The sequence below is a fragment of the Mesorhizobium sp. SEMIA396 genome (assembly GCF_024518615.1).
Taxonomy (GTDB): Bacteria; Pseudomonadota; Alphaproteobacteria; order Rhizobiales; family Rhizobiaceae; genus Mesorhizobium.
Genome location: NZ_JANIFC010000005.1, coordinates 82,676 through 108,039, shown reverse-complemented (window position 1 = coordinate 108,039; position 25,364 = coordinate 82,676). Strand labels below are relative to the sequence as shown.

27 protein-coding genes and 1 pseudogene are annotated in these 25,364 nt (G+C 63.6%); 14 read left to right on the top strand and 14 right to left on the bottom strand.

Annotation, left to right across the window (positions count from 1 at the left end; genetic code table 11):
• Positions 1–8: 8 nt before the first annotated feature.
• Genes lptB through lptC form a run of 3 tightly spaced genes read right to left on the bottom strand, consistent with a single transcriptional unit; the run spans position 9 to position 2,108 of the window.
• Positions 9–827: an LPS export ABC transporter ATP-binding protein gene (gene lptB, locus NP503_RS14360; RefSeq protein WP_013529586.1), complete on the bottom strand. Its 819-nt coding sequence runs from the start codon at positions 825–827 to the stop codon at positions 9–11.
• A complete protein-coding gene (locus tag NP503_RS14355; RefSeq protein ID WP_127269994.1) occupies positions 827–1,408 on the bottom strand; it encodes an LptA/OstA family protein in 582 nt (193 codons plus the stop codon). Before NP503_RS14355 ends, lptB begins: the two co-directional genes overlap by 1 nt.
• Positions 1,395–2,108, bottom strand: a complete 714-nt coding sequence (gene lptC / locus NP503_RS14350; RefSeq protein ID WP_127269996.1) for an LPS export ABC transporter periplasmic protein LptC — start codon at positions 2,106–2,108, stop codon at positions 1,395–1,397. The genes NP503_RS14355 and lptC overlap by 14 nt, the downstream gene beginning before the upstream one ends.
• A 401-nt stretch (positions 2,109–2,509) precedes the next feature.
• On the opposite strand from lptC, the gene sppA reads away from it, so the two are divergent.
• From sppA to NP503_RS14330, 4 genes are all read left to right on the top strand, one after another.
• Positions 2,510–3,466 (top strand): signal peptide peptidase SppA, encoded by a 957-nt coding sequence (sppA, locus tag NP503_RS14345; RefSeq protein ID WP_127269998.1) that lies wholly within the window; start codon positions 2,510–2,512, stop codon positions 3,464–3,466.
• 82 nt (positions 3,467–3,548) lie between these two features.
• Entirely contained in the window at positions 3,549–3,833 is a 285-nt protein-coding gene (locus NP503_RS14340) for an integration host factor subunit beta (RefSeq protein ID WP_006200394.1), read from the top strand.
• A 57-nt stretch (positions 3,834–3,890) separates the two neighbouring features.
• Complete coding sequence (locus tag NP503_RS14335; RefSeq protein ID WP_127272544.1) at positions 3,891–4,295, top strand: LapA family protein; 405 nt, start codon at positions 3,891–3,893, stop codon at positions 4,293–4,295.
• A gap of 37 nt (positions 4,296–4,332) precedes the next feature.
• Positions 4,333–5,298 carry an ornithine cyclodeaminase family protein gene (locus tag NP503_RS14330; RefSeq protein WP_127272543.1) on the top strand — a complete coding sequence of 322 codons (966 nt, stop codon included), beginning with the start codon at positions 4,333–4,335 and terminating at the stop codon, positions 5,296–5,298.
• Here the strand turns inward: NP503_RS14330 and NP503_RS14325 are convergent.
• The 3 genes from NP503_RS14325 to NP503_RS14315 form a co-directional block, all read right to left on the bottom strand.
• On the bottom strand, positions 5,295–5,732 hold the full coding sequence (locus tag NP503_RS14325; RefSeq protein ID WP_127271652.1) for an EVE domain-containing protein: 438 nt from the start codon (positions 5,730–5,732) through the stop codon (positions 5,295–5,297). The genes NP503_RS14330 and NP503_RS14325 overlap by 4 nt on opposite strands.
• Positions 5,729–6,124 (bottom strand): VOC family protein, encoded by a 396-nt coding sequence (locus tag NP503_RS14320; RefSeq protein ID WP_127271653.1) that lies wholly within the window; start codon positions 6,122–6,124, stop codon positions 5,729–5,731. The genes NP503_RS14325 and NP503_RS14320 overlap by 4 nt, the downstream gene beginning before the upstream one ends.
• A 71-nt stretch (positions 6,125–6,195) precedes the next feature.
• Entirely contained in the window at positions 6,196–6,888 is a 693-nt protein-coding gene (locus NP503_RS14315; RefSeq protein WP_127272542.1) for a YafY family protein, read from the bottom strand.
• Positions 6,889–7,023: 135 nt separating this feature from the next.
• Between NP503_RS14315 and NP503_RS14310 the strand changes: the two genes are divergently transcribed.
• The 6 genes from NP503_RS14310 to NP503_RS14285 all read left to right on the top strand — a co-directional run bounded on the left by NP503_RS14310 (position 7,024) and on the right by NP503_RS14285 (position 14,008).
• The gene (locus NP503_RS14310) at positions 7,024–8,118 is read left to right on the top strand and encodes a class I SAM-dependent rRNA methyltransferase (RefSeq protein ID WP_023812530.1); all 1,095 of its coding nucleotides are present in this window, start codon (positions 7,024–7,026) and stop codon (positions 8,116–8,118) included.
• Positions 8,115–8,972 carry an RNA methyltransferase gene (locus NP503_RS14305; protein ID WP_013529576.1) on the top strand — a complete coding sequence of 286 codons (858 nt, stop codon included), beginning with the start codon at positions 8,115–8,117 and terminating at the stop codon, positions 8,970–8,972. Before NP503_RS14310 ends, NP503_RS14305 begins: the two co-directional genes overlap by 4 nt.
• Before the next feature lie 13 nt (positions 8,973–8,985).
• On the top strand, positions 8,986–9,474 hold the full coding sequence (lspA, locus tag NP503_RS14300) for a signal peptidase II (RefSeq protein WP_127269341.1): 489 nt from the start codon (positions 8,986–8,988) through the stop codon (positions 9,472–9,474).
• Between the two features lie 57 nt (positions 9,475–9,531).
• A complete protein-coding gene (locus NP503_RS14295; protein WP_127269342.1) occupies positions 9,532–10,521 on the top strand; it encodes an MDR family oxidoreductase in 990 nt (329 codons plus the stop codon).
• A gap of 138 nt (positions 10,522–10,659) precedes the next feature.
• The gene (locus NP503_RS14290; RefSeq protein ID WP_127272653.1) at positions 10,660–12,951 is read left to right on the top strand and encodes a PAS domain-containing hybrid sensor histidine kinase/response regulator; all 2,292 of its coding nucleotides are present in this window, start codon (positions 10,660–10,662) and stop codon (positions 12,949–12,951) included.
• Between the two features lie 181 nt (positions 12,952–13,132).
• Positions 13,133–14,008: a GNAT family N-acetyltransferase gene (locus NP503_RS14285; protein WP_023812526.1), complete on the top strand. Its 876-nt coding sequence runs from the start codon at positions 13,133–13,135 to the stop codon at positions 14,006–14,008.
• 85 nt (positions 14,009–14,093) lie between these two features.
• On the opposite strand, the gene NP503_RS14280 is transcribed toward NP503_RS14285, so the two are convergent.
• Both NP503_RS14280 and grpE read right to left on the bottom strand, forming a co-directional pair.
• A complete protein-coding gene (locus tag NP503_RS14280; RefSeq protein WP_127269659.1) occupies positions 14,094–14,726 on the bottom strand; it encodes a trimeric intracellular cation channel family protein in 633 nt (210 codons plus the stop codon).
• A gap of 119 nt (positions 14,727–14,845) precedes the next feature.
• Positions 14,846–15,481: a nucleotide exchange factor GrpE gene (gene grpE / locus NP503_RS14275; protein ID WP_127269660.1), complete on the bottom strand. Its 636-nt coding sequence runs from the start codon at positions 15,479–15,481 to the stop codon at positions 14,846–14,848.
• A gap of 239 nt (positions 15,482–15,720) precedes the next feature.
• Between grpE and NP503_RS14270 the strand changes: the two genes are divergently transcribed.
• From NP503_RS14270 to NP503_RS14260, 3 genes are all read left to right on the top strand, one after another.
• Positions 15,721–15,921, top strand: a complete 201-nt coding sequence (locus NP503_RS14270) for a hypothetical protein (protein WP_127269662.1) — start codon at positions 15,721–15,723, stop codon at positions 15,919–15,921.
• 99 nt (positions 15,922–16,020) lie between these two features.
• The gene (locus tag NP503_RS14265; RefSeq protein ID WP_127269664.1) at positions 16,021–16,398 is read left to right on the top strand and encodes a hypothetical protein; all 378 of its coding nucleotides are present in this window, start codon (positions 16,021–16,023) and stop codon (positions 16,396–16,398) included.
• Between the two features lie 151 nt (positions 16,399–16,549).
• Entirely contained in the window at positions 16,550–17,572 is a 1,023-nt protein-coding gene (locus NP503_RS14260; RefSeq protein WP_127273297.1) for a fatty acid desaturase, read from the top strand.
• Positions 17,573–17,689: 117 nt separating this feature from the next.
• Here NP503_RS14260 and NP503_RS14255 read toward each other — a convergent pair.
• The 6 genes and pseudogenes from NP503_RS14255 to cysG all read right to left on the bottom strand — a co-directional run bounded on the left by NP503_RS14255 (position 17,690) and on the right by cysG (position 24,292).
• Positions 17,690–19,293 (bottom strand): annotated as a pseudogene (locus NP503_RS14255) (GMC family oxidoreductase).
• A 98-nt stretch (positions 19,294–19,391) separates the two neighbouring features.
• Positions 19,392–19,925 carry a DUF934 domain-containing protein gene (locus NP503_RS14250; protein ID WP_127271069.1) on the bottom strand — a complete coding sequence of 178 codons (534 nt, stop codon included), beginning with the start codon at positions 19,923–19,925 and terminating at the stop codon, positions 19,392–19,394.
• Positions 19,926–20,097: 172 nt separating this feature from the next.
• Positions 20,098–20,862: a phosphoadenylyl-sulfate reductase gene (locus tag NP503_RS14245; RefSeq protein ID WP_127272509.1), complete on the bottom strand. Its 765-nt coding sequence runs from the start codon at positions 20,860–20,862 to the stop codon at positions 20,098–20,100.
• Positions 20,837–22,507, bottom strand: coding sequence for a nitrite/sulfite reductase (locus NP503_RS14240; protein ID WP_127272508.1), 1,671 nt, complete (start codon positions 22,505–22,507; stop codon positions 20,837–20,839). Before NP503_RS14240 ends, NP503_RS14245 begins: the two co-directional genes overlap by 26 nt.
• 43 nt (positions 22,508–22,550) lie before the next feature.
• Positions 22,551–22,844 (bottom strand): DUF2849 domain-containing protein, encoded by a 294-nt coding sequence (locus NP503_RS14235; protein ID WP_127272018.1) that lies wholly within the window; start codon positions 22,842–22,844, stop codon positions 22,551–22,553.
• On the bottom strand, positions 22,841–24,292 hold the full coding sequence (gene cysG, locus NP503_RS14230; RefSeq protein WP_127272507.1) for a siroheme synthase CysG: 1,452 nt from the start codon (positions 24,290–24,292) through the stop codon (positions 22,841–22,843). The genes NP503_RS14235 and cysG overlap by 4 nt, the downstream gene beginning before the upstream one ends.
• A 418-nt stretch (positions 24,293–24,710) precedes the next feature.
• On the opposite strand from cysG, the gene NP503_RS14225 reads away from it, so the two are divergent.
• Entirely contained in the window at positions 24,711–25,160 is a 450-nt protein-coding gene (locus tag NP503_RS14225) for a host attachment protein (RefSeq protein WP_127271043.1), read from the top strand.
• The last annotated feature ends 204 nt before the right edge of the window (positions 25,161–25,364 follow it).

Below are 25,364 nucleotides of genomic sequence, written 5' to 3'. Positions count from 1 at the left end.
CGAACCGTTCAGAGCGTAAAACCCTCGCCGAGGTAAAGTCGCCGCACATCGGGGTTTGCCACCACCTCGTCGGCCCTTCCATGGGTCAGCACCTGGCCGGCATGGATGATGTAGGCGCGGTCGATGAGGCCGAGCGTTTCGCGCACATTGTGATCGGTGATGAGGACGCCGATGCCGCGCGCCGTCAGGTGGCGCACCAGTTGCTGGATATCGGCGACGGCGATCGGATCGATGCCTGCGAAAGGCTCGTCGAGCAGCATGTAAGCCGGACGCGTCGCCAGCGCTCGCGCGATTTCCAGGCGTCGCCGCTCGCCGCCCGAAAGCGACATGGATGGCGCCTTGCGCAGATGGCTGATGTGGAATTCCTCGAGCAGTTCGTCGAGATTGCGCTCGCGCACCTTGCGGTCCTTTTCGACCACTTCCAGCACCGCGCGGATATTCTGCTCGACATTGAGACCGCGGAAGATCGACGCTTCCTGCGGCAGATAGCCGATGCCGAGGCGTGCGCGACGGTACATCGGCATCGACGTGACGTCGAAGCCGTCGATCTCGATCGTGCCTTCATCCACCGGCACGAGGCCGGTAACCATGTAAAAACAGGTCGTCTTGCCGGCGCCGTTGGGGCCGAGCAGCCCAACGGCCTCGCCGGCGCGCACGCCGATGGTGACGCCGCTGACGACCTTGCGGCCCTTGTAGCTCTTGGTCAGCCCCTTGGCGATCAGGGTTCCCTTGAACTTTCCCGCATCGACGGTCACCGTGGCCGGCGCCGAAAGCTTGCCGGCGGCCCGTCCCGGAAGACGCGCCGTCAGCGACGACAGGCTGGCCATCAGGGGTTCGTCGCTCCCGATTTCGGCGGCGGCGTGATCGACATCTGGACGCGTTGCCCAGCGCATGGATCCACCTGAGCCAGCCCGCTTTTCATCTGCACGGTAAGCTTGCAGCCCACCAGAATGTTGTCGTTTTGCGACAGAACGACCTTTTTGCCCGAAAGCACCAGCACCTGGCTCTTCATATCGAAGCTGCCTTGATCGCCTGTCGCGACCTGCGCATCCGACTTGATGTAAACCTTGTCGGAGATCTCCAGGTGATCGATGTTGGCCGAGCCCGTCATCGCCGCACCCGCGGCCTCGGTGCCCTTGGCAGCGGCGTTGGGGTCCTTGACGTAGTAGACCGTCATCTTGCCGGCCTTCATCAATGTCGGCCCCTGGACGACACTGACATTGCCCGTGAAGATGGCGACACTGTCGGCCTGGCGGACTTCCAGCTTGTCGCTCTCGATCTGGATCGGCTTGTCGCCGGACAGTTTGAGGCCTGATTGACTGGTCGTCTGCGCCGATGACGGCCCGAGTCCGAGCAGCAGCAACGCTGAAGTTGCAGCCGCGAGCCGCGTCGAACTACTGAGCCGCATTGGTTTCTCCGCTGTTTCCCTGTGCCGCCTTCAAGGCGGTGGAATCGATGTTGACGCGCACCTTGTTCTCGAAAACCAGAACCTTGCCATTGTCCTGGACCGACATCGTATCCGCCGTGATCCGCGACCCGCCACGGCTGACATCGACGGGATCTCCCGTCTTCATAGTGCCTTTGCCCATGTCGAGGAAGACCGATTTGAACTTGGCCTGCATGCCGTCGGTCGTGGTGATCGTCACGTCGCTGGTCAAATTCATCGTATTGCCGTCGCGATCGTAGGTGCCGTGCGAGGCCTTGACCGCCGCCACATTGTCGGGCGCGATCGGCACCTTGGCGTCGATGCCTTCCAGCTCGATGATACCTTGCGTGCTGACATCCTGAATGGCACGCAGCGCCGTCATCGAATAAGGCTGCTTCTGCTTGGTGAAACCGTTGAGCTTGGGATTGGCCATCACCAGCTTGCCGTTGGAAAAGGCAGTGCCTTCCGCCTGAACCTTCACGGCGACGGGTGCGGCGAGATAGGAATAGACCGGGAAAGCGACCGCTATCAGTGCCGCGGCCACCGGCACGGCAAATTTGAGAACGCGCACGCGGCGCGAATGACGCTGTGCACGGTCGAAAGCGTCGCCGCGCGTCCGGCCGTCCGCCGGGGGAGCCAACACCGCCTCGGCGTTGGTCGGTTCAATCGGTCGCGCTAACATTCACTGCTTTCTTTAACCCTGCCCACCCTTGAGCACCGCCTATAGGTGGGACGCCGGCGCTTTCAAGCAAGCACAAGCCCACGAAAACTGCAAAAATGTGACAGCCGCCTTTGTACAGACGAAAACGAGGTCCGCACAACTGCGTGTTCTCCATAGCAGAAACAGACACGCGGCGTAAAATTTATCCGTCGTCGGTCTCGTCGCCGACCTGGGGCGATTGCACAAACATGTGAGCAGGCCAATACTTGTAGAGCGCCTAGCCGAGGCCGGCCGACTGTCGACGGGGATGGCTACCTCACGTCCAGGTGCTGACTTGTCTCGCCATACGCAAAAGAGAACTGCTTCCAGATGGGCGGATCATGGTCTAAAAGCGTCTCCTCCCGCCGACTGAAAGGCTGACCATGGCACTGAGAGCCGACGACCTGATCGACCGCCGCCGTTTGCGGCGCAAGCTGACATTCTGGCGCGTCGTCGCCATAGGCATCGTAGCCCTTGGGGTGATTGCGCTTTCAACCTGGTTCTATGGCGACGATTTCGGCGGCTCGACGGTCGACCATATTGCCAAGGTCAAGATCGAAGGCACGATCACCGAGGACGAGGAACTGATCAAGCGGCTGGAAACCATCCGTCTTTCATCGAAGGTGAAGGGCGTGATCCTGTCGATCGATTCGCCTGGCGGCACCACCGTCGGTGGTGAGTCGATCTATGAAGAAGTGCGCAAGCTGGCCGCCGACAAGCCGGTGGTGGCGGAAGTCGGCACGCTCGCCGCATCGGCGGGCTATATGATCGCCAGTGCCGCCGATCACATCGTTGCCCGCAAGACCTCGATCGTCGGCTCGATCGGCGTGCTGATCCAGTATCCCGACGTCAGCGGCCTGATGGACAAACTCGGCGTCAAGCTGGAGGAGGTGAAATCCTCGCCGCTGAAAGCCGCACCCTCTCCCTTCAAGCCGACCAATGACGACGAGCGTGCCATGGTTCGCAAACTCATCCTCGACAGTTATAACTGGTTCGTCGACATCGTCGCCGAACGCCGCAAGATGACCCGCGAACAAGCGCTGGCGCTTGCCGACGGCTCGATATTCACCGGGCGTCAGGGCGTAGCCAACGGGCTGATCGACGCCGTCGGCGGCGAGGCGGTAGCGGTCGACTGGCTGGCGACCAAGGGCGTCGATGCCAAGCTCAAGGTCGTCGAGTGGAAGGATACCGAACAGCGCGGCGGCTTCCTGTTCTCGAAAGCGATGGCGCAAACCATCGGCAGTGCGCTCGGCCTGCCCGCCTACAGTGGCGACGTCATCCATGAACTCGGAGCCGACCGCTTGTTTCTTGACGGTCTCGTTTCCGTCTGGCACCCTTGAGACGCCGTTTGGGGCAAGTGAAAAAAGCAAATAAAATCATCCTCATAATTTTGACCGCACTGCTTTCACGGGGACCCGTCTCATGATCAAGTCCGAACTTGTGCAGATTATTGCCACGCGCAATCCGCATCTTTTCCTGCGCGACGTCGAAAACATCGTCGGCGCCATCTTCGATGAAATCACCGACGCCCTTGCCGAAGGCAACCGGGTCGAGTTGCGAGGCTTCGGCGCTTTTTCGGTGAAGAACCGTCCCGCCCGCACCGGCCGCAATCCGCGCACCGGCGAATCCGTCGAGGTCGAGGAGAAGTGGGTGCCGTTCTTCAAGACCGGCAAGGAACTGCGTGAAAGGCTGAACGGCGGCAAGTAGGCGCGACGTCAGCGCCTGACGGCCTTTCGGACAGGCCAGCTTCCGACGGAAAACATCATGTTCAATCGCTTCATCCTCATCGCGATCTTCGTGCCCCTGGCGATCATCCTGATCGCACTCGCCGTTGCCAACCGCGAACTGGTCGCCTTCACGCTCGATCCGTTCAACCCCGGCAATCCGAAGCTGACCCTGACTTTGCCGCTGTTCATTTTCCTGTTCCTGGCACTCGCCATCGGCATGATCGTCGGCAGCCTGGCAACCTGGGTCAAGCAGGGCCGCTATCGCAAGCTGGCGCGCCAGCGCGGCGTCGAGGCCGAGAACCTGCGCCAGGCGGTCAGCCGTGCGCCGGCGGCACCGCAAAGCCCGGCTCTGGGAACGGCCCCAGGCTCCACCCAAGGGTCCGCCCAAGGGTCCGCCCATGGGTCCGCCCATGGGTCCGCATTGCCGAAGCCGACCGCTTGAGCCGCCCGTCGGCGGTTTTGTCCCCACGGAGTTCTTCATGCTGACCATTTCGGCCGCAGAGGTCGACCATGCGCTGAGCTTTGCCGGGCTGGTCGAGACGCTGCGCATGGCGTTTCGCGACGGCGCGGTGCAGCCGGTCAGGCATCATCATACGATCGAGCGGCCAGATGGCGCGGCCTCCACCCTGCTCTTGATGCCCGCCTGGACCGACCTCAACGCGGCCGGCACATCGGCCGGCGGTCACATCGGCGTCAAGATCGTCACCGTGTCCCCCGACAACAATGCCATCGGCAAGCCGGCGGTGATGGGGCTCTATCTCCTGCTCAATGGCGCCACCGGCGAACCTGAGGCCTTGATCGACGGCCAGCGGCTGACACAGTGGCGCACCGCCTGTGCTTCGGCGCTTGCGGCCTCCTATCTCGCCCGCGACGATGCCTCGCGGCTGCTGGTGGTCGGCGCCGGCGCGCTGTCGCCCTTCCTCGCCAAGGCGCACTCGGCCGTACGGCCGATCAAGACCATCCGCATCTGGAACCGCACCCCGGCCAATGCCGAGAAGGTCGCGGCCGATCTGCGCGCCGAGGGTTTTGCAGCCAGCGCGGCGAGCGATCTCGATGCCGAGCTTGGGCAGGCCGACATCGTCTCCTCGGCGACGATCACGACGACGCCGCTGATCAAGGGTGCGCTGTTGCAGCCGGGAACCCATGTCGACCTGGTCGGAGGCTTTACGCCGACGATGCGCGAGAGCGACGACGACGCGATCAGGCTCGCCCGCGTCTATGTCGACACCCGCGCCGGCGCCACCAAGGAAGCCGGCGACATCGTCCAGCCGCTGGCCTCCGGCGTGCTGAAGCCGGAAACCATCGTCGCCGATCTGCACGAATTGGCGCGCGGCCAGAAGAAGGGTCGCGAGAGCGCCGGTGAGATCACGCTGTTCAAGTCGGTCGGCGCGGCGCTCGAGGATCTTGCCGCCGGCATTGCCGTCTACAAGGCGCTCACGGCCTAGTTCGCCGGTACAGCCATTTTGGCGCTCATCGCGTCGGCGATCACACGAAAATCGTGATCCCCGATTTCGAAAAGGCCAAAGCGAAGCTGATAACCCCAGTTCGACTTGGCCATGGTGAAGTCCAGCCTGTCGAGCAGCGGCTTGATCGGCGCTTCCTCGGCCTTGGCCCACGCCACATCGCGGCGGAAGGGTGTGAAGCCGGCGCCCATATCGCCCTGATAGGGCTCGCCTTCCCGCACGATGCCGATCGCGGTGAAGGCCCGCAGGCCATCTTTCTCGCCCAAAACAGTGTTCGGCGAGTAGTAGACGATGCCATCGCCTGGCTTGACGCGACGCAGCGGTGCCGCCTTGCCGTGGTTGACCTGCATGAAGCCGGCTGCGCGACCCCGCCGGACATGTTCGGCCGACGCCACGGCGATCCAGTACGCGCTCATCTCTGGTTACCATTGGCCTGTTCGCCATCGGACAGCCAATAGACGCGCAGGCGATGATTGTCGGGATCGAGCGCGACAAAAGTACGGCCGAAATCCATGTCGGTTGGCGTCTGCAGGATATTCAGCCCGCGCCCGGACCAGTCGGCATGGGCGGCATCGACCGCATCGGGCGTATCCAGCGCAAAGACGATTTCGGCGCCACCGCCTGACATGGCGGCTGCCGGCTCCACCGTATGGCGCGACCACAGGCCGAACTTGAAGCCGGCATCGAGCACGAACAGCACGAAGGTCGGCGAACTTTCGACCGGCTCACGGCCGAGCAGCGCGCTGTAGAAGGCGCCGCTCTCAAGCGGCTGGTCGACATAGAGGATGATGAAATTCGGGGTGGCCATATCTGCTCTCCAAGGTTCGGTGCTTCGACTTGGCGACCATAAGATGAGCTACTGTCAGATCATGGCAGCAGTCATCTCGAACCACGAGGCTTGTCGAGCGTCGTCCGCCACTCCTTGAGCAGCGCCTGGCGACGGCGCGGATAGCGCGTGTTTGTCGCTTGGAGCTCGGCGATGCGATCGGCGCGAAAATGCCGGAAATCGTGCCGCATCTCGCACCACGCCACCACCACCCGCACCTTGTCGAAGAAGCCCAGCGCAAATGGCCACACGACACGCTCGGACGCAGCGCCGCCGGCGTCGCGGTAGAGAAAGCCAAGCTTGCGCTCGTTGCGGATGGCCTGCCGCACCAGACCAAGATCGATGCTTTCGATGACTGCGGCGGGAGGGCCGACCAGCAGTGTGCTCGCGTCGAGATCCTCGCGCAGATCGTCCGGCAGGACGGCGGCGATCTTGGCCAACGCGTTGGCAGCGGCGGCCGAGAGACGCTGGTCCGGCTGCTTGGCGACCCAGCGCGAGCCGAGCACGATGGCTTCGATCTCCTCGTCGCTGAACATCAGCGGCGGCAGCATGAAGCCGGGCTTGAGCACATAACCGACACCCGCCTCGCCCTCGATCGGCGCGCCCTGGCCCTGCAGCGTGGCGATATCGCGGTAGAGTGTGCGAATCGAAATCCCGAGTTCATCGGCCAGCGCCTGTCCGCTCACTGGCCGGCGATGCCGGCGCAGGCACTGGATCAGGTCGAGCAGGCGTTCGGAGCGGGACATCCGGTAGATTTGCCTGTTTCTTTGACATTGGTCCATCGCGGCCAACCTGAACCGGAGAGGCCGACCTGTCGGACTTGGTTGCGAAGCCGGTTGCCCTATGTCAAAAGCGGCCACGCCGTTCGGAGTTGCCCCCGCTTGAAGTCTTTTCGCGACAAACGCCGCGACAACCGTCCACATCCATCCGCGAAGGGTGCGGCGGACGTGTCACGTCCGCGTCCCGGCCAGGCTCCCGCCAGACCGGAAGCGCCACCGCGCGAGCGCCATGAGGCGAAGACGGAAAGTCGTTCCGAACCGAACTCGGCGCCGCGCATCCTGGCCCGCCGCGAAGGCGCTCTGCCCGCCGAACATCTTCCCGTGATCCTGGAAGTGGCGCCCAATGCCGATTATGCGCTGCTCGACAGCGGCACCGGCCAAAAGCTCGAACAATATGGCCCCTACCGTATCGTGCGGCCCGAGGGCCAGGCGATCTGGCAAAAGGCCTTGCCGGCAAAGGAATGGGAGCGTGCCGACGCCGTCTTCACCGGCGACACCGACGAGGAGGGCATCGGCCGCTGGCGTTTCCCCAAGCTGCCGCTCGGCGAGACCTGGCCGATGAAGCATGACGGCATCGACTATCTCGGCCGTTTCACCTCGTTTCGTCATGTCGGCGTCTTTCCCGAGCAGGCCTCCCATTGGGATCACATGGCCGGGCTGATCGCGGCGGCGAAGCGGCCGGTCAAGGTGCTGAACCTGTTCGGCTATACCGGTCTCGCCTCATTGGTGGCGGCTCGCGCCGGCGCCGAGGTCACCCATGTCGATGCCTCGAAGAAAGCGATCGGCTGGGCCCGTGAAAACCAGGAGATGGCCGGCCTCGGCAGCAAGCCGATCCGCTGGATCGTCGACGACGCGGTCAAATTCGCCGAGCGCGAGGAGCGCCGCGGCAGCCGCTACGACATCATCCTGTTCGACCCGCCGGCCTATGGCCGTGGCCCCAAGGGCGAGGTCTGGCAATTGTTCGAGGATCTGCCCGATTTGACCGATCTCTGCCGGGCGATCCTGACGCCGAAGCCGCTTGCCGTGGTGCTGACCGCCTATTCGATCCGCGCCTCCTTCTTCGCCATCCACGCCCTGATGCGCGATACCTTTGCCGGCATGGGCGGCAAGATTGAATCGGGTGAGCTGATCATCCGTGAAAAGTCCGCTGGCCGGGCGCTCTCGACCTCATTGTTTTCGCGCTGGGTGGCTGAATGAACGAGCGGCATGCAGGCGCACCTGGCCAGGTGAAGGAGGTCACCAGCCTCGCCAATCCGCTGGTCAAGGACATCAAGGCGCTCGCTCAGAAGAAATTCCGCGACCAGCAGAACGCCTTCATGGCCGAAGGGTTGAAGCTGGTTATCGATGCGCTCGATCTCGGCTGGCAGATCAGGACATTGGTTTTCGCCAAGGCCGGGCGCGGCAACGCGGCGGTGGAGAAGGTGGCCGCACGCACGGTTGCCGCCGGCGGCATGGTGCTCGAAGTGTCGGAAAAGGTGCTGGTGGCCATCACCCGCCGCGACAATCCGCAAATGGTGGTGGGCGTCTTTTCGCAAAAATTCCTCGCCTTGAAGGATGTCCGCGCCGACAATGGCGACGTCTGGGTGGCGCTCGACCGGGTGCGCGACCCCGGCAATCTCGGCACCGTCATCCGCACCGTCGATGCCGTCGGCGCCAAAGGCGTCATCCTGGTCGGCGATACCACTGATCCATTCTCCGTGGAGACGGTGCGCGCCACCATGGGTTCGATCTTTGCCGTGCCGGTGGCCAAAGCGACAACCGAGGCTTTCCTCGCCTGGCGAGGCGGGTTTTCAGGCCTCGTCGCCGGAACCCACCTGAAAGGCGCCGTCGACTACCGCTCGGTCGATTTTTCACGCGGGCCCGTGCTGCTGATGATGGGCAACGAGCAGCAGGGACTGCCCGAAAGCCTGGCTGCGAGTTGCGACAGGCTGCTCAGGATTCCGCAAGCCGGCCGTGCCGATTCGCTCAATCTGGCCGTTGCCACCGGCATCATGCTGTTCGAGATCCGGCGCGGCGCGCTCAAGCTCGAGCCAATCCTGGACCAGCAATGAAGGTTGCCCGCCCGTGAGATCATGGTCTCCCTACGCACTGCTTGTCGTCGCGGCCATCGCGCTCGACCAGTGGATAAAATACCTGGTCGAGGCCGATCTGCCTTTTCAGGAGAAGGTTGATCTGCTGCCCTTCCTGGCGCTGTTCCGCACCTACAATACCGGCATCGCCTTCTCGATGTTCTCGTCCTTCGGCGACACCGGGTTGATCGTCATCTCGCTTGTCGTCGTTGCTTTCGTGCTGTTCCTGGCGACGCGGATCGCGCCGTCCCAGATCCTTGCCCGCACCGGCTTTGCGCTGATCGTCGGTGGCGCTCTGGGCAATCTGATCGACCGCGCCGTCTACGGCCACGTCATCGACTATATTCTGTTTCACACGCCGGTGTGGTCCTTCGCCGTCTTCAACCTTGCCGACGCCTTCATTTCGGTGGGCGCGGCACTGGTCGTCTTCGACGAGCTGTTCGGCTGGGGACGCGAACCCAAAGCCAGACCTTCCAAGGATTGACCCCGTGCGGCCATCGCCGCACAGTTCATGTCGCCAAACAAGATCGCGGAGAAAGACATGTCCGAAACCTTCAAAGCCATCCTCGTTTCGCGTGACGCCGAGAAAAAGCAGTCGGTCAACGTAACCGATCTCACCGAGGCCGACCTGATGGAAGGCGATGTCACCGTCGCGATCGAGGCAACGACGGTGAACTACAAGGATGGCCTGGCGATCACGGGCAAGGCGCCGGTGATCCGCCACTGGCCGCTGGTGCCGGGCATCGATTTCGCCGGCACCGTCGTCTCGTCCTCGCATCCCGACTGGCGCACCGGAGACAAGGTCATTCTGAACGGCTGGGGCGTCGGCGAAACCCATTTCGGCGCCTATGCTGGCCGCGCCCGCGTCAAGGGCGACTGGCTGGTGCCGCTGCCGCAAGGCATCAGCCCGCATGACGCGATGGCCGTCGGCACCGCAGGCTATACCGCCATGCTCTGCGTCATGGCCCTGGAGCGGCACGGCATCCTGCCTGATCGCGGCCCGGTGGTGGTGACGGGGGCGGCCGGCGGCGTCGGCTCGGTCGCGGTCTCGATCCTGTCCAGCCTCGGCTACCATGTCATTGCTTCCACCGGCCGCAATGCCGAAAGCCCCTTTCTGATCGACCTTGGCGCCGCCGAAGTGATATCGCGCGAGGAGCTTGCCCAGCCGGCCAAGCCGCTGGCCAAGGAGCGCTGGGCCGGCGGCATCGACGCAGTCGGCAGCCACACGCTGGCCAATGTGCTGTCGATGACCTCCTACGGCGGCGCGGTCGCCGCCTGCGGCCTGGCCGGCGGCATGGACCTGCCGGCCAGCGTCGCGCCCTTCATCCTGCGCGGCGTCTCATTGCTCGGCATCGATTCAGTGATGGCGCCTAAAGCAGTCCGCCTCGAGGCATGGCGCCGCATCGCCACCGACCTCGATCTGCAGAAGCTCGCCAGCCTGTCCAGCACCATCGGGTTCGACGGCATCGTCGATGCCGCGCACGACATCGTCGACGGCAAGATCCGCGGCCGCGTCGTCGTGGATATGTGACTCCGCCCAACTGCCGGAAGGGATGGAATCGCCAGATCTGGCGGCAAACCCGCCGCGCCTCGGCAAAAAGCGCTCATCCGCTAAAATTCGAACGATCCGCCGCAATTTTCCATAATCTCTGTCTGGCAAGGATTTCGCATGATCGCGGAATCCGGCAGCCAACAGGCGGACACTGGCGACGACGTCGATGCGGTGCTCCCGCCGGCGTCGACGCGGCGCTTCGTCGCCGCGCCGCCGCTGGTGCCCGAGCCGGAATTCTCCAGGCGCGAAAGCCTGCCCTTTCTGACATTCGTCGCCATCGTGTTGGTGGCCGGGCTGGCGCATCTGACCGGGGCACCGATCTTCATCAGCGTCGCATTGCTGGCAACCGGCCTTGCCGGCCTTGCCCTGCATTTGCGCGCCAGGCGGAGCGAACATCGCACCTCCGCCCTTCTTGACGAAACCACTGCCCGCAGCCGCGCCGAGATCGAGACGCTGGCCGACCGCATGTGGGAGATGCAGGAGAGCGACGAGCGCTTTCGCGGCCTGATCGACGCGCTTGGCGATCTCGTCATCCATCGCGACCGCGACGGCTACATCGTCTATGCCAACAAGGTCTTCGCCGATCTCGTCGAGATCGACCAGCGCGACCTCGCCGGCAAGACCCTGGCGGAACTGGGCATCGAGGTCGGCATGGTTCCCGATGCCGCCTTTTCCGACCATGAGTGCCTGAGTTCCACCGATGTCTCCATCAGCACGCCGAGCGGGCAGCGCTGGTTCTCTTGGATCGAACTGTCGGTGCGCGACAAGGACAGCGGCGCCGTTTCACACCGCGCCATCGCCCGCGACATCACCGCCCGCAAACGCGCCGAATCGTCGCTGATCACCGCACGCGAACGGGCCGAATATGCCAGCCAGGCCAAATCGCGCTTCCTCGCTACCGTCAGCCATGAAATCCGCACCCCGATGAACGGCATCATGGGCATGGCCAGGTTGCTCGCCGACACCAGCCTGTCGCCGGAGCAGCAGACCTATGTCGGCGCCGTCTCGACCTCGGCCAGCGCATTGCTTGCCCTGATCGAGGATCTTCTCGACTATTCCAAGATCGAAGCCGGGCGCTTCGACCCCGAGCCGCAGCCGATGTCGGTGCGCGAGATCGCCGACAACATCATCGAATTGCTGGCGGCGCGCGCCTTCGCCAAGGATATCGGACTGGGTTGCCATGTCGAACCCGACGTGCCGCAATTGATCACCGCCGATCCGGGCAAGGTCAGGCAGGTGCTTCTCAACCTCATCGGCAACGCCATCAAGTTCACCGACAGCGGCGGCGTGCTGGTGAGCATAGCACGCGCACGCACCGAAACCAGCGACCGCATATGCTTCACCATCGCCGATACCGGTCCGGGCCTGCGTGACGCCGACCTGGAGCGCATTTTCGAGGAATTCGAGCAGGCCGACGGCACGTCGACACGCACACATGGCGGGGCCGGCCTCGGCCTTGCCATCTCCAGACGCCTGGTGGCCGCCATGGGCGGCACGATCTCGGTATCCAGCCGGCTCGGCCAGGGATCCGAATTCGTCTTCGAAATCCCTGCGATAGCGGCCACCGAAGCGCCGCAGGGCCACCAGAATGCTCTCTCGGGCAGACGCGCGGTGATCCTGTCGAAGAACGCCGTCGAGGCCGACGCCATCGCCCGCACCATCCGCGCCAATGGCGGCGCGGTCGACATCGCCACCACTGCAGCACAGGCCGCGCCTTTCGCCGCCGGCTGCGATGCGATCCTGGTCGATGCAGCGATGGAAGAAGGCGACGGAAGGCTGCTCAAGCGCCTGCGCCAGAGCGGTTTCTCCGACTGTGAGGCGATCACGCTGATCGCGCCGACCGATCGCGGCATGCTTGGCGAGTTCCGTGCCAGCGGCTACGCAACCTTCCTGGCCAGGCCAGTGCGCGGCGGAACACTTTTGCGTGTGCTGTTGAGCAGCCATGCTCCGAGCCTCGGCCCGCCGCAGCCCGAAAAGCGCGGCGCGCCGTCGCTGCGCGCCGTCGGCAACCGCCAGCGCGGCCTGTCGGTGCTGATCGCCGAGGACAATGACATCAACGCCATGCTGGCCCGCGCCACGCTGCTGAAGGCCGGGCATCGCGTCAGGGTGGTTGGCAACGGCAAGGCCGCCGTCGAGGCTGTCACCGGCGCCGCGCACAAGGACCGCTTCGACGTGGTCTTGATGGATCTGCACATGCCGGTCATGGACGGGCTGGACGCGATCGCCGCCATCCGCCGCCATGAGGAAGAAAGTGCCGTGCGGCCGGTACCGATCATGGTGCTGTCGGCCGACAGCCAGGAAAAGACCCGCCATGCGGTGTTGGCCCATGGCGCCAGCGGCTTTGTCACCAAGCCGCTCGACCCCGAGGCGCTGGTCAATGCCGTCGAGGGCCAGGTCGTCGCAGCCTGAGCTTTCCACCGCCCATCCGCACCGCGCGATCACTTAAACGTAGCCGGTTGATCGTATTCGCCAGCCGACGAAGTATTGCCCACGGCGTCGTATCACGGTACTGTCACAATCCTGTTGCACCTACACCGTATCCCCGTGCCAAGAGGGATGGCTCGAAGGAGAATCACTCGTGCATACAGTTATGCCGGAATGTGACACTCGGCCGAACGCCAGCAGCGCCTTGCTTGCCGGACGTAACGTCGATTCCGTCATAAAGGGCGCGGCGCTGGGCCGTATAGGCAATCTTGAAGTGCGGCTCGCTCGCAACGAGGCCGAGATCGCGGCCGCGCAGGAAGTGCGCTACCGGGTGTTCTACGACGAACTTGGCGCCAGGAAGGACCTGTTCCAGGCCCATGACCGCCGTGACGCCGACCGGTTCGATCCGCTCTGCGATCATCTGCTTGTTTTGGACACCACGCTTTCCGGTCCCGAACATCGCCGCATCGTCGGCACATATCGGCTGCTGCGGCAAGAAATCGCGGCCACGGCCGGCGGTTTCTATTCCGAAGGTGAATTCGAGCTGACCAAGCTCATCGCCCGTCACCCCGGCCAGCGTTTCCTTGAACTCGGCCGCTCCTGCGTTTTGCCGGAATACCGCTCGAAGCGCACCATCGAGGCGTTGTGGCAAGGCATCTGGGCTTACATCAACCATTACGAAATCGGTGTGATGACTGGTTGCGCTTCCTTCCACGGCACCGTGCCGGCGGCGCATGCCGAGGCGCTCACCTACCTCGCCCACCACTGCCGCACCAATTCGGCCTGGGACGTGCGCGCGGTGTCCGGGCGCTACTGCTCGATGGACCTGATGCCGATCGAGGCCGTCAATGCCAAGGCGGCGATCGCCGCGATGCCGCCTTTGGTCAAGGGCTATCTGCGCGTCGGTGCCCGCATCGGCGACGGCTGCGTCATCGATCGCGAATTCTCGACGGTCGATGTGTTCGTCGTGATGCCGGTCAAGGAAATCGGCGCCCGCTACGTCAACTACTATGGCGGCGAAGCCCAGCGCTTCGCAGCATAGCGAATAGCGAATAGAAAGTAGCGAGAGCTATCTCGTTCAGCTCCTATTCGCTATTCGCTATTCGCTACTCGCTATTCGCTTCCTTTCACAAAATATCTTCCGGCCGCCGGCCGGGTCGGCTCTTGTAGGACGGAAACGACCAGCCGAATTTGAGCGCACCGCCACGCACGAGGAACGCCGCCGCAAAGCCGGCAAGGTTCGAGGTGAGCGGCGGCAGTCCGGCAAGATCGCCAAGCGTGTAAAGCCCGGCACCCGCAAGGGCGGCCGTGACGTAGATTTCGGGCCTGAGCAGCACCGATGGCTCGCCGGCAAGGAGATCGCGCAAAATGCCGCCGAAAGTGGCGGTGAGCACGCCGGTGATGACGGAGACGACCGGCGAGCCGGTAATCGCAAGCCCCTTGGCCGCGCCCATCACCGAAAAGGCGGCGAGCCCGATGGCGTCGAGCCAGAGCAGCCATTTCCAGCGCGATTCGACACGATGCGCGCTGAAGAAGACCAGCACCGCAACCGCGGCGCAGACCAGCACATAGCCGGAGTTGGCGACCCAGAAAACCGGCAGGTTGAGGATGACGTCACGCAGCGTGCCGCCGCCTATCCCGGTGACGCTGGCCAGGAACAGGAAGCCGATGATGTCGAGCTGCTTACGCGAAGCCGCAAGCGCGCCGGTCGCCGCGAAGACGGCGACACCGGCATAGTCGAGAAGCGCGATGGCATTCATGCAGACCAGGGGAGTAAGGGAAGAGGAGAATAGGAGAATAGGAGAGTATGTTTATCACAAAGCCGCACCGTTGGTACGCTCCCTTACTCCCTTACTCCCTTACTCCCTTACTGCCCTAACTACGCATCCTTCTCAGCCTGCTCGTTCACCGGCCCCGGCTCAACCGGTGCTTCAGCGGCGGCGAACTTCGGACCACCCTTGGCGACGCCGACCATGGCCGGGCGCAGCACGCGGTCGCCGATCGAATACCCCGGCTGCACGACCTGGACCACGGTGTTGGCCGGGACATCCGGATTGGGCACTTCGAACATCGCCTGGTGGAAATTGGGATCGAACTTCTCGCCTTCCGGCGCGAGCTTCTTGACCCCATGCCGTTCCAGCGCCGACAGCATGGCGCGCTCGGTGAGGTCGACGCCTTCGATCAGCGCCTTGAAGCCGGCGTCACCCGATGCCTTGGCCTCGGCGGGAATCGCATCCAGCGCGCGGCGCAGATTGTCCGACACCGACAACATGTCGCGGGCGAAATTCGCGACCGCGTAGGTTCGCGCATCGTGCACATCGCGCGCCGTGCGGCGACGCAGGTTTTCCATCTCCGCCGCCACGCGCAGCGCGCGGTCCTTCAGCTCTTCATTTTCCTTCAGCAGCCGCACAAGGGCTTCATAGTCGCCGTCGGTGCTGCCTTCCGTGCGCTCGGCTGTGGGCTCGGTCGCCTCGACTTCGTCGGGCGCGCGTTCGTCTTTTGCCTGGTCGCTCATCGCCGTTTCCCGTCAATCTCGAATGATGTGGATTTTGTGCCCGATATCGATGTTTGGTGGCCAAAAATCAAGGGGTAAGCGACTATGGAAGCCGCCGGCCAAGGCCGGGCAATGACAGGCAAGACATTTCGACTTTAATTCAAATTTTACCTTAACCGCGGGCTTTGCTTGCCATACAGGCATGATGGGGGAACCATTCTCTTGCTGCAGGAGTTTCGAAGCCGACACAGGATTTTGAGATGATGACCCGCAACATGGGCGAAAAGGCAGAGGGGCTGGCCATCGAGATCAGGCGCCAGTTCGGCGCCGAGGCGGTGACCCGCTTTCTGCGCACCTTGCCGGCCTTCCGCACCGAGGCCGACATCCCCGATCGGTTCAGAGAACTGCTCGACCGCCTCGATGGGGCGGAGCGCGGTGACATCGGCTGGCGCCGGCGGTAACGCAACAATCGATCTTGGCAGCAAACCTCCTATCGGCAATAGCCGGGGAGAGCCGAACCATCTAAGGATAGATGTGTTGTGGTTCAATGGAGGACGTAAATGCGCAAGGTTTCGATCACCTCATCGCTGATAGCGTTTGTCGGCCTCGGCGCCATCACCTTGGCGGCCTTTCCGGCACAAGCAGACAATCTTCAGCTGCAATTGGGCAAACATGGCCCGCGGCTGAAGCTCATGGAAGATTGCGACCCCGCCTACGACGATTGCGAAGGCCCCCGTCGCGACGATCGGCGCGACCGCCGTCAACGAGGCTGCACGGAAGACCGGGCTCTCGACAAGGCAGACCGAATGGGCATCCGCCGCGCAAGGATAGAGTCCGTCGGCCGCCGGGAGATCACGGTCCGCGGCAGACAGGGCGGCGACCGCGTGCGCGTGACTTTTGGCACCGAGCGCGGCTGCCCTATCCTCGATCGCGAATAGCGATCGACCAGCGGAAAACCGACGCTCAGAGCCATCAGCAGGTCGAGCTGGCGGGTTGGCAGGCTCGATCGCCAAGCTACGCGACAATTACGCACAGTAATTTTGCGTGATGTTGCCTTGCGGCGGCGAGGCGCCCCGCCTATGCTTCCTGATGAACATGATTTCCCCTGAGGCGGTCGCCAACAGCAAGCGCGCCTGGTTGAAGATTCTCGCCCGCTACAAGAAGCCTGACAGGCGGCGCAGCGCCGTCGAACTCGCCATCACCCTCATTCCATTCGCCATACTCTGGGGGCTGTCTTCGGCGGCTTATGCCTATGGCCATTGGTGGGGACTGGTCCTCATCCTCCCCGCGGCCGGGTTTCTGGTGCGCATCTTCATGATCCAGCACGATTGCGGCCACGGCTCCTTCTTCGCCAATCGTTACGCGGACGACTGGATTGGCCGCGCGCTCGGCATCCTGACGCTGACGCCCTACGATTGCTGGCGGCGCGCCCACGCGACGCACCACGCCAGCGCCGGCAATCTTGACGAACGCGGCATGGGCGACATCCGGACGCTGACCGTTGCAGAATACCGGCAGATGTCGTGGCGGGGCCGCCTCGCCTATCGTCTCTATCGCCATCCGCTGGTGATGTTCGGGCTCGGTCCGATCTGGCTTTTCATCTTCGAGCAGAGGCTACCCGTCGGCATGATGCGCGGCGGCCTGACCCCTTGGGTGTCGTCGATGACCACCAACCTTGGCATCGCGGTCGCAGCAGCCGTCCTTATCTGGTTCGTCGGCCCGGGCGCTTTCCTGGTGGTTCACCTGCCGATCGTCATCCTCGCCGGTTCGGCCGGCATCTGGCTGTTCTACGTCCAGCACCAGTTCGAGGAAACAGAATGGGCGAAGGATGCCGACTGGGAATTCCAGCACGCCGCCTTGCACGGATCGTCGTATTACGACCTTCCGCCGGTGCTGAACTGGCTCACCGGCAACATCGGTGTCCATCACGTCCATCACCTCTCGGCCAAGGTGCCGTGCTACCGGTTGCAGGAAGTGCTGCGGGATTATCCCGAGTTGCGCGACATAGGCCGGGTTACGCTGCTCGAAAGCCTGCGCTGCGTCAAACTGGCATTGTGGGACGAAAACCGCCGCAAGCTGGTGTCGTTCCGCGAGGCACGGGCGGCGGCTTAAGCAATTCCAGGAGAAGTGTGAACGGTTTTCCAGGGAAAACGCGTAGCGTTTTCCCTGGGCAATTGCGTCACAACAAGAAGACCGCCGCGCCATGGGCGCCGCGGCCTGGAGCTCCGATCAGGCAGCCCTGATCATGTCGGCGGCCTTTTCGGCGATCATGATGGTTGGGGCATTGGTGTTGCCACCAATCAGTGTCGGCATCACCGAGGCGTCCACGACACGCAAGGCTTCAAGCCCGCGCACCTTGAGTTGCGGATCGACCACCGCCATCTCGTCGACCCCATCCGACAGGAGCCGACCGGGTGATAGACCGTGTCGGCGCGGGTACGGATATGGGTCATCAGATCGGCATCGCTCGGCTCGCCGGCGATGTGCATTTCCTTGTGCCGGTAGCGCGTCAGCGCCGGCGAAGCCAGCACCTGCCGGGTGATCCTCACGCCTTTCAGCAGCAGTTCCGCATCGCGCTGGTCGCCGAGAAAGCGCGGATCGATGCGTGGCGCGGCAAGTGGATCGGCGCTGGCCAGCCCAACCTCGCCACGCGAGTGCGGCCGCAATATGCAGACATGACAGGAGAAGCCGAAACCGTAGTGCAGCGTGCGCGCATGGTTTTCGACCAGGCCGATGACGAATTGCAGCTGCAGGTCAGGGCGCTCAAGCGCCGGGTCGGATTTGACGAAAGCGCCGCTCTCGGCCGACGGCGAGGCGATCAGCCCGGTTCCATCCCGCCGCCACTGCGCGATGTGCCTGAGGAAACCCCACGCGCCGCGCGGGCTCATGCCGAGCATATCGGTGTCCTTCGATCTCCAGCCGACGATAAAATCGAGGTGGTCCTGCAGGTTCTTGCCGACGCCCGGCAATTCGTGGACGACGGGAACGCCATGCACGGCAAGTTCGGCCGCCGGGCCGATACCCGACAGCAACAGAAGCTGCGGCGAACCGAAGGCACCACCGCAGAGGATCACCTCGCGCGACGCCTGTGCCACTGCCTCGCCTTTGCGCGTCCGGTAGCGGATGCCGGTGGCGCGCTTGCCGGCAAGGACGATGCCTGTGGCGTGCGCCCGCGTGATCACGGTCAGATTGCTCCGCTGCATCACCGGATGGAGATAGGCGGCGGCAGTCGAACAGCGCTCGCCATTACGGGCGCCACCGGCAAACTGGGTCACCTGGAAATAGCCGGCGCCCTCTTGTTCCGGTCCGTTGAAATCGTCCGAGGCGCGAATCTGGTTTTCGGCACAAGCCTCTATGAAGGCCTTGGCGATCGGCCTCGGCGAGCGCTGGTTCGACACTTTCAGCGGGCCGTCCCCGCCATGCAAGGCATCAGTGCCGCGCTCATTGCCCTCGGCGCGCCGGAAATAGGGCAGAACCTCATCCCACGACCAGCCCTCGCAGCCCAGATTTGCCCATTCGTCATAGTCGCTGCGATGGCCCCTGACATAGAGCATTGCATTGATGGCGCTGGAGCCGCCCAGCGCCTTGCCGCGCGGCTGGTAGCCCTTGCGGCCGCCAAGACCTTGCTGCGGCACGGTTTCGAAGGCCCAGTTGTTGATCCTGGGCCGGCCGGAAAGCATGCCGATAATGCCAGCCGGAGCGCGGATCAGCATATCCCTGCCCTCGCCGCCAGCTTCGATCAGGCAGACCGTTTTCGATGGATCTTCCGAAAGCCGCGCGGCAAGCGCACAGCCGGCGGACCCACCGCCGGCTATGACATAGTCGTAACGCATGAAGACCCCTCCCCGATCGTTCCACGGATTTTCCATCCGGACGATCAAGAGAAGGCCTGAACACGGCTGATGTAAAGACGCGCGGAATTACCGCAACGTCAGCTGCTGCGAACGCGCCGCCAGGAGTATTTCGGGCCTTTTGGTTCCGGCACGGCGGCTGGCTGGTAGTAGAGCCCCAATCCGCCGGTGCGGCCCTCCTCCAGGCGCTTCAACAGCACCGCATTGGAAATCTCGAACTCGTCGAAGCCTAGCCGCAGCATATGCGGCAGTTGGTCCACCAGCACCTGGCCCGTGGCGCGAACGGCACCTTCGAAATGGTAGCGGCCGCGCAGCAGTTCTCCCTTGGAGAAGGAGCGGCCGTCGCTGAAGGCCGGGAAGGCCAATGCCACCAGCGACAGCTGGTCGAGCAGGTCGGCAATCTTCTCGAGCTGATCACCAGGCTGCAGCAGGACGCCGAGCCGTTCCTTGGCCGAGCGGCGCACCTCCGGATCCAGATCGAGGAAGACTTGCAACGGCAGGATGAAGCGGCCGTTGCCGGACAGCGCATCGGCGCTTTCGGCATGCGTCCACTCATCCTCGTGAAAACCCGCAGGGGTCCAGAGTCGGGTCTCCGCTGTCGTCGGTTCAGTCATCAAAAAGTTCCTAAATAGTCAAACGAACCAAGGATGTGTTGAGATTCAGGTCAGGCTGCGCCGAAAATAGCGGCTTCCGAGAACCGGAGCGGAGCGTACTTGAAGTACGTGAGCACCGGAAGCGCAGGAAGCTGCCGTTTGCAGGCCAGCCTAACCTGAATATCAGCATATCCTAAAGGGATGCGTCGGTCAGCGACTTCTCCAGCCCCGACAGGTGAATGCCGCACTCGGTCTTGGCGTGACCGGCCCAGCGGCCGCTGCGCGCGTCCTCGCCCGGCTGCACCGGCTGCGTGCACGGGAAGCAGCCGATCGACAGATAGCCATAGGCGACCAGCGGATTTTCGCGCAGCGCATGGGCGCGCATGTAGTCCGCCTGGTCCGATGTCGTCCAATGCGCCAGCGGATTGATGCGGATGCGCGGACCGACCGCCTCGAACACCGGCAGCGCCGCCCGCGTCGCGGCCTGAAAACGCTTGCGGCCGGTGAGCCAGGCACGAAATGGCGCGACACCGCGCGCCAGCGGCTCCACCTTGCGCACGTCGCAGCAGGCGTCGGTGTTGCTCTGATGCAGATTGCCCGTCGGATCGATCCGTTCGAGTGCTGCTTCCTCGGGTTTGATCACCCTTATGTTGGTCAGCCCGAAATCGGCGGCGAGCGCGTCGCGATAGCCGAGCGTCTCCTCGAAATGCTTGCCGGTGTCGAGGAAAATGACCGGCAGCGTCCGGTCGATCTTGGCGATCATGTGCAGCAGCACAGCCGAATCCGCGCCGAACGACGACACCGCCGCGATCTCGTCGAGGAACAGTTCGCGGGCCGAGCGTTCGATGATCTCGATCGGCTTCAGATGACCATAGAGCGCATCGAGCCCCGCCGCTTTGGCGGCGATACCGTCATCGACGTCTCCAATACGGTCAAGCGGCCTTGGCTTCGCCAGCATAGAGCGCCTCCTTGAACGGCGCGGGACCGACTCGGCGGTAGGCGTCGATGAATTTCTCTTGTGGGTCGAGCCGGAGGCCGAGATAGGTCTCGACGATCTGCTCGATGGCGTCGGTGATCTCTTCCGACGAGAAGCCGCGGCCGATGATCTCGCCGACCGAGGTGTTTTCGTCGGCCGAGCCGCCCAGCGTCACCTGATAGAGCTCAGAGCCCTTCTTCTCGACCCCGAGGATGCCGATATGGCCGACATGGTGATGACCGCAGGCGTTGATGCAGCCGGAGATCTTCAGCTTCAGTTCGCCGATCTCGCGCTGCCGCTCAAGCGAGGCGAAGCGGCGCGAGATTTCCTGCGCGATCGGGATCGAGCGCGCTGTGGCCAGCGCACAGTAGTCGAGGCCCGGGCAAGCGATGATGTCCGATATCAGGTTGGAATTGGCCGTCGCCAGGCCGATGCCGACCAGCGCATCATAGACCGCCTTGAGGTCGGCGCGGGCCACATGCGGCAGGATCAGGTTCTGCTCATGGCTGACACGCAGCTCGTCAAAGCCATATTTCTCGGCGATGTCGGCGATCGCTTCCATCTGGCTGTCCGAGGCGTCGCCGGGCACCTCGCCGATGCCCTTCAGCGAGATCGTCACCGCCGCATAGTCGGGATGGCGGTGCGTCACGACATTCTGGTCGAGCCACTCCGAGAACCCCTTGGAATCGAGCCGCGCCAGCTTGACCGCCTGGTCGCCTTCCGGCCGCCCAGCGAGCACCGGTGGCGCGAAATAGGCCTCGATGGCGCGGATGTCGGCTTCCGGCAGCTTCAGCTCGGCGTCCTTCAACTCCTGCCACTCGGCCTCGACCTGGCGGGTGATCTCCTCGACGCCGGTCTCATGGACGAGGATCTTGATGCGCGCCTTGTACTTGTTGTCGCGGCGGCCATAGAGGTTGTAAACGCGCAGGATCGCCGTGCAGTAGGACAGAAGGTCGGCTTCCGGCAGGAAATCGCGGATCTTGCGGGCAACCATCGGCGTGCGGCCCTGGCCGCCGCCGATATAGACGGCGAAACCGAGTTCGCCGGCGGCGTTCTTCTTCAGGTGCAGGCCGATGTCGTGGGTCTGAATGGCGGCGCGGTCGCGCTCGGCACCCGTCACCGCGATCTTGAACTTGCGCGGCAGGAACGAGAATTCCGGATGCACCGACGACCATTGGCGCAGGATTTCCGCGTAGGGACGCGGATCGGCGACTTCGTCGGCGGCAGCGCCGGCGAAGTGGTCGGCGGTGACATTGCGAATGCAATTGCCGCTGGTCTGGATGGCATGCATCTCGACACTTGCGAGATCCGCCAGGATCGCCGGAATATCAGACAGCGCCGGCCAGTTGAACTGGATGTTCTGGCGGGTGGTGAAATGGCCATAGCCTTTGTCGTATTTGCGGGCGATGTGACCAAGCATGCGCAACTGCTTGCCGTTCAGCGTGCCGTAAGGCACCGCGATGCGCAGCATGTAGGCATGCAGTTGAAGATAGACGCCGTTCATCAGCCTCAAGGGCCGGAACTGGTCCTCGGTGATCTCGCCGGCAAGACGACGCTGCACCTGGTCGCTGAACTCGGCGACGCGGGCTTGGACAAAATCGTGGTCGAACTCATCGTAACGGTACATGCTTGGTCTTTCAGGGCGCGTCCGCCCATGCCTGGTGTCTTGGTTATGCTGCCCGCGCAGCCTGCTTGCCGAGATCGTTGCGAATGGTCGGGCCGGCAGCGCGGATCTTCTCGCGCAGCCGCACCGGTTGGACGACACCGTTGACGACTTCAGCGTCGATCAAATTGACGTCGACCACTTCGTTGGCGGCATAGGCCTTGGCGCCGATCGCCTCGAGCCTATCCTCCGCTGCCTTGTCATCGGCGAGGTCGGCATGGTCCACCGTCTCCGCCCAGCCGCCATCGGCGTACCAGACAGCAATGCCGTCGGTGAGGCGGTTGGCGGTCAGTATCTTCATGGCTGAACTCCTTCGGCGATCGAACTGGACGCACCTTCATGCCTGTGTGCCGCCAGCGGCTCGGATCGCTCAAAATTGGCGCCGGCGACCGCATCGCCGATGATGGTCATGACCGGGCCGGAAAGATCGGCGCGCGCTTCCAGCGACGGCAGGTCGGCAAGCGTGCCGTGGAAGCGACGCCGGTTGGCGAGGCTGGCATTCTCGACCACGGCCACCGCAGTGTCCGGCGACAGACCGGCCTCGATCAGCCGTCCGGCAACCTCGGCGGCCACCGAGCGGCCCATATAAACGGCGACGGTGGCGCCGGAAATGGCGAGCTTGGCCCAGTCGGGCAGCGAATTGCCCTTGAGGTCGTGGCCGGTGGTGAACACCATCGACGAGGAGACACCGCGCAAGGTCAGCGGCAGTTCGAAATCGGCGGCGGCGGCAAAGGCCGCGGTGACACCCGGAACCACCTCATAGGCGATGCCGGCATCACGAAGTGCCGCCATCTCTTCGCCGGCCCGGCCGAACACCAGCGGATCGCCCGACTTCAGCCGCACGACACGCTTGCCTTCACGGCCAAGCTCGACCAGCAGCGCATTGATCTCAGCCTGGCTCTTGGTGTGGCAGCCCTTACGCTTTCCGACCGGCAGGCGCTCGGCATCGCGGCGACCCATGGCAACGACCGCCTCGGGCACCAGCGCGTCATGGACGATGACATCGGCTTCCATCAGCAGACGATGGGCCCGCAAGGTCAAAAGATCCTCGGCGCCCGGACCGGCGCCAACCAGCGCGATGTGACCGCAAGCGGGCGTGTCCGACAGCAGGAGATCGACGGCAGCTTCATGCGCCTGCGAAAGCTGGCCGGCTTCGGCCGCGCGCGCAGGAGCGCCAGAGAAGAAATCATTCCAGAAGCGGCGGCGGGCATTGCCTTTCGGCAGCAGCTTCTCGGCAGCCCCGCGAAACGACGCCGCAAGAATTGCCAGCGGCCCGAGCGACGGCGACAGCATGCGGTCGATGCGGCCGCGCAACATCTGGGCAAGCACCGGGCCTGCACCTTCGGTGCCGATGGCGATGGCGACCGGCGCGCGGTTGACCAGCGCCGGGGTGAAGAAATCGCAAAGCTCAGGCCGATCGACGGCATTGACCGGAATGCTTAGGCGGCGCGCATCCGCAGCCACCCGACGGTCGAGTTCCTCGTCGCCGCTGGCGGCAAACACCATGATCGCGCCTTCGAGCTGCGATGCGTCGTAAGCGGCGGCAAAATGGCTCGCGCCGGCCTGGACGATGAAGGCGAGCAGATCGGGCTCGGCGTGTTCCGCGATGATCCGCAGGACCGCGCTCGACTGTCCGATCAGCCGCGCCTTGGCGAGTGCCTCTTCGCCGCCGCCGACGATGGCCACGGCTTCGCCCTCGACCCGCATGAACACGGGGAAGGCGCTGAGCTTGGGAGCAGTGTGCGACATGGACGCGAGCGGAATCCTGAATGAGCTTGCAGTTCTACGCGCGGGCGCGAGAAACCAGAAGGAACGCACTCGCGCATCCCTTATCGGGATGCAATTGCTTTTCTGAAAGCATCCCAGCCAAGAGAAAAATATTTCTCGTTTGCAGATGGAGCGGATTCAAGCTGCTGTCGCAGGCCTTGTTTTCCGGGTCTTTTAGCGCCTGGGGAGAAAAGCGCAAAACTGTTTTTTCTAAATTCTACCAAATTAGTAGATTAAAGCCGCGAACTCTGGATAGCCGGAATGTCCAACGCCGACGCGGCGGCCGACTGGAACATTAGTGGCTCGGGGCGCGTTCTCAAAAGGCCTGTCATATCGGATCGAAACCCCGGCTGCGGAACGCCCCGAAGGCCACCACGCGGCTGAAAAGGAGCCTGTCATCATGAACACAATCATACTCAAGCACGGTATCTGGGTCATGGTGGCCGATGGCGAGAAGGCGCTTTTCCTCAGGAACGCCGGCGACAACAAATATCCGAATCTCGAGGTGGTGCAGGAAATACAGCAGGACAACCCGCCCACCCGCGAGCAAGGCAGCGACAGCCCGGGCCGGTACAATGATGGTCCCTCCGTACACCGCAGCGCAGTCGAGGATACGGACTGGCACCGCATCGGCAAGGAGCGTTTCGCCGATGAAATCGCCGCCCGGCTCTACAAGCTCGCGCATGACGGCGAATTCAACGAGATCGTGCTCGTCGCACCGCCAGTGGTGCTTGGGACAATGCGCAAAAAGCTGCACAAGGAGGTCGAGGACAAGGTGACCGCCGAAATTCCCAAGACATTGACCAACCATGCCATACCGGAAATCGAGGCCCTGCTGCGGGCAGGCTGATCATTGTCGATCGGCCCTGACGGATCGAGACGAATAGCACCGCACAAATTCCGATCCGGCCGGCAGCTTCTCAGCTGCCGGTCAAATTTTTGCGGCAGCGCCGTCGATTTCACGGATTCGCGGGTTGCATCGCCGACATACCATCCACCATATTGCAAAACAGGCGGCGGCTTTGGGCGGCGCTCATCCAACATCGCTGTTTTT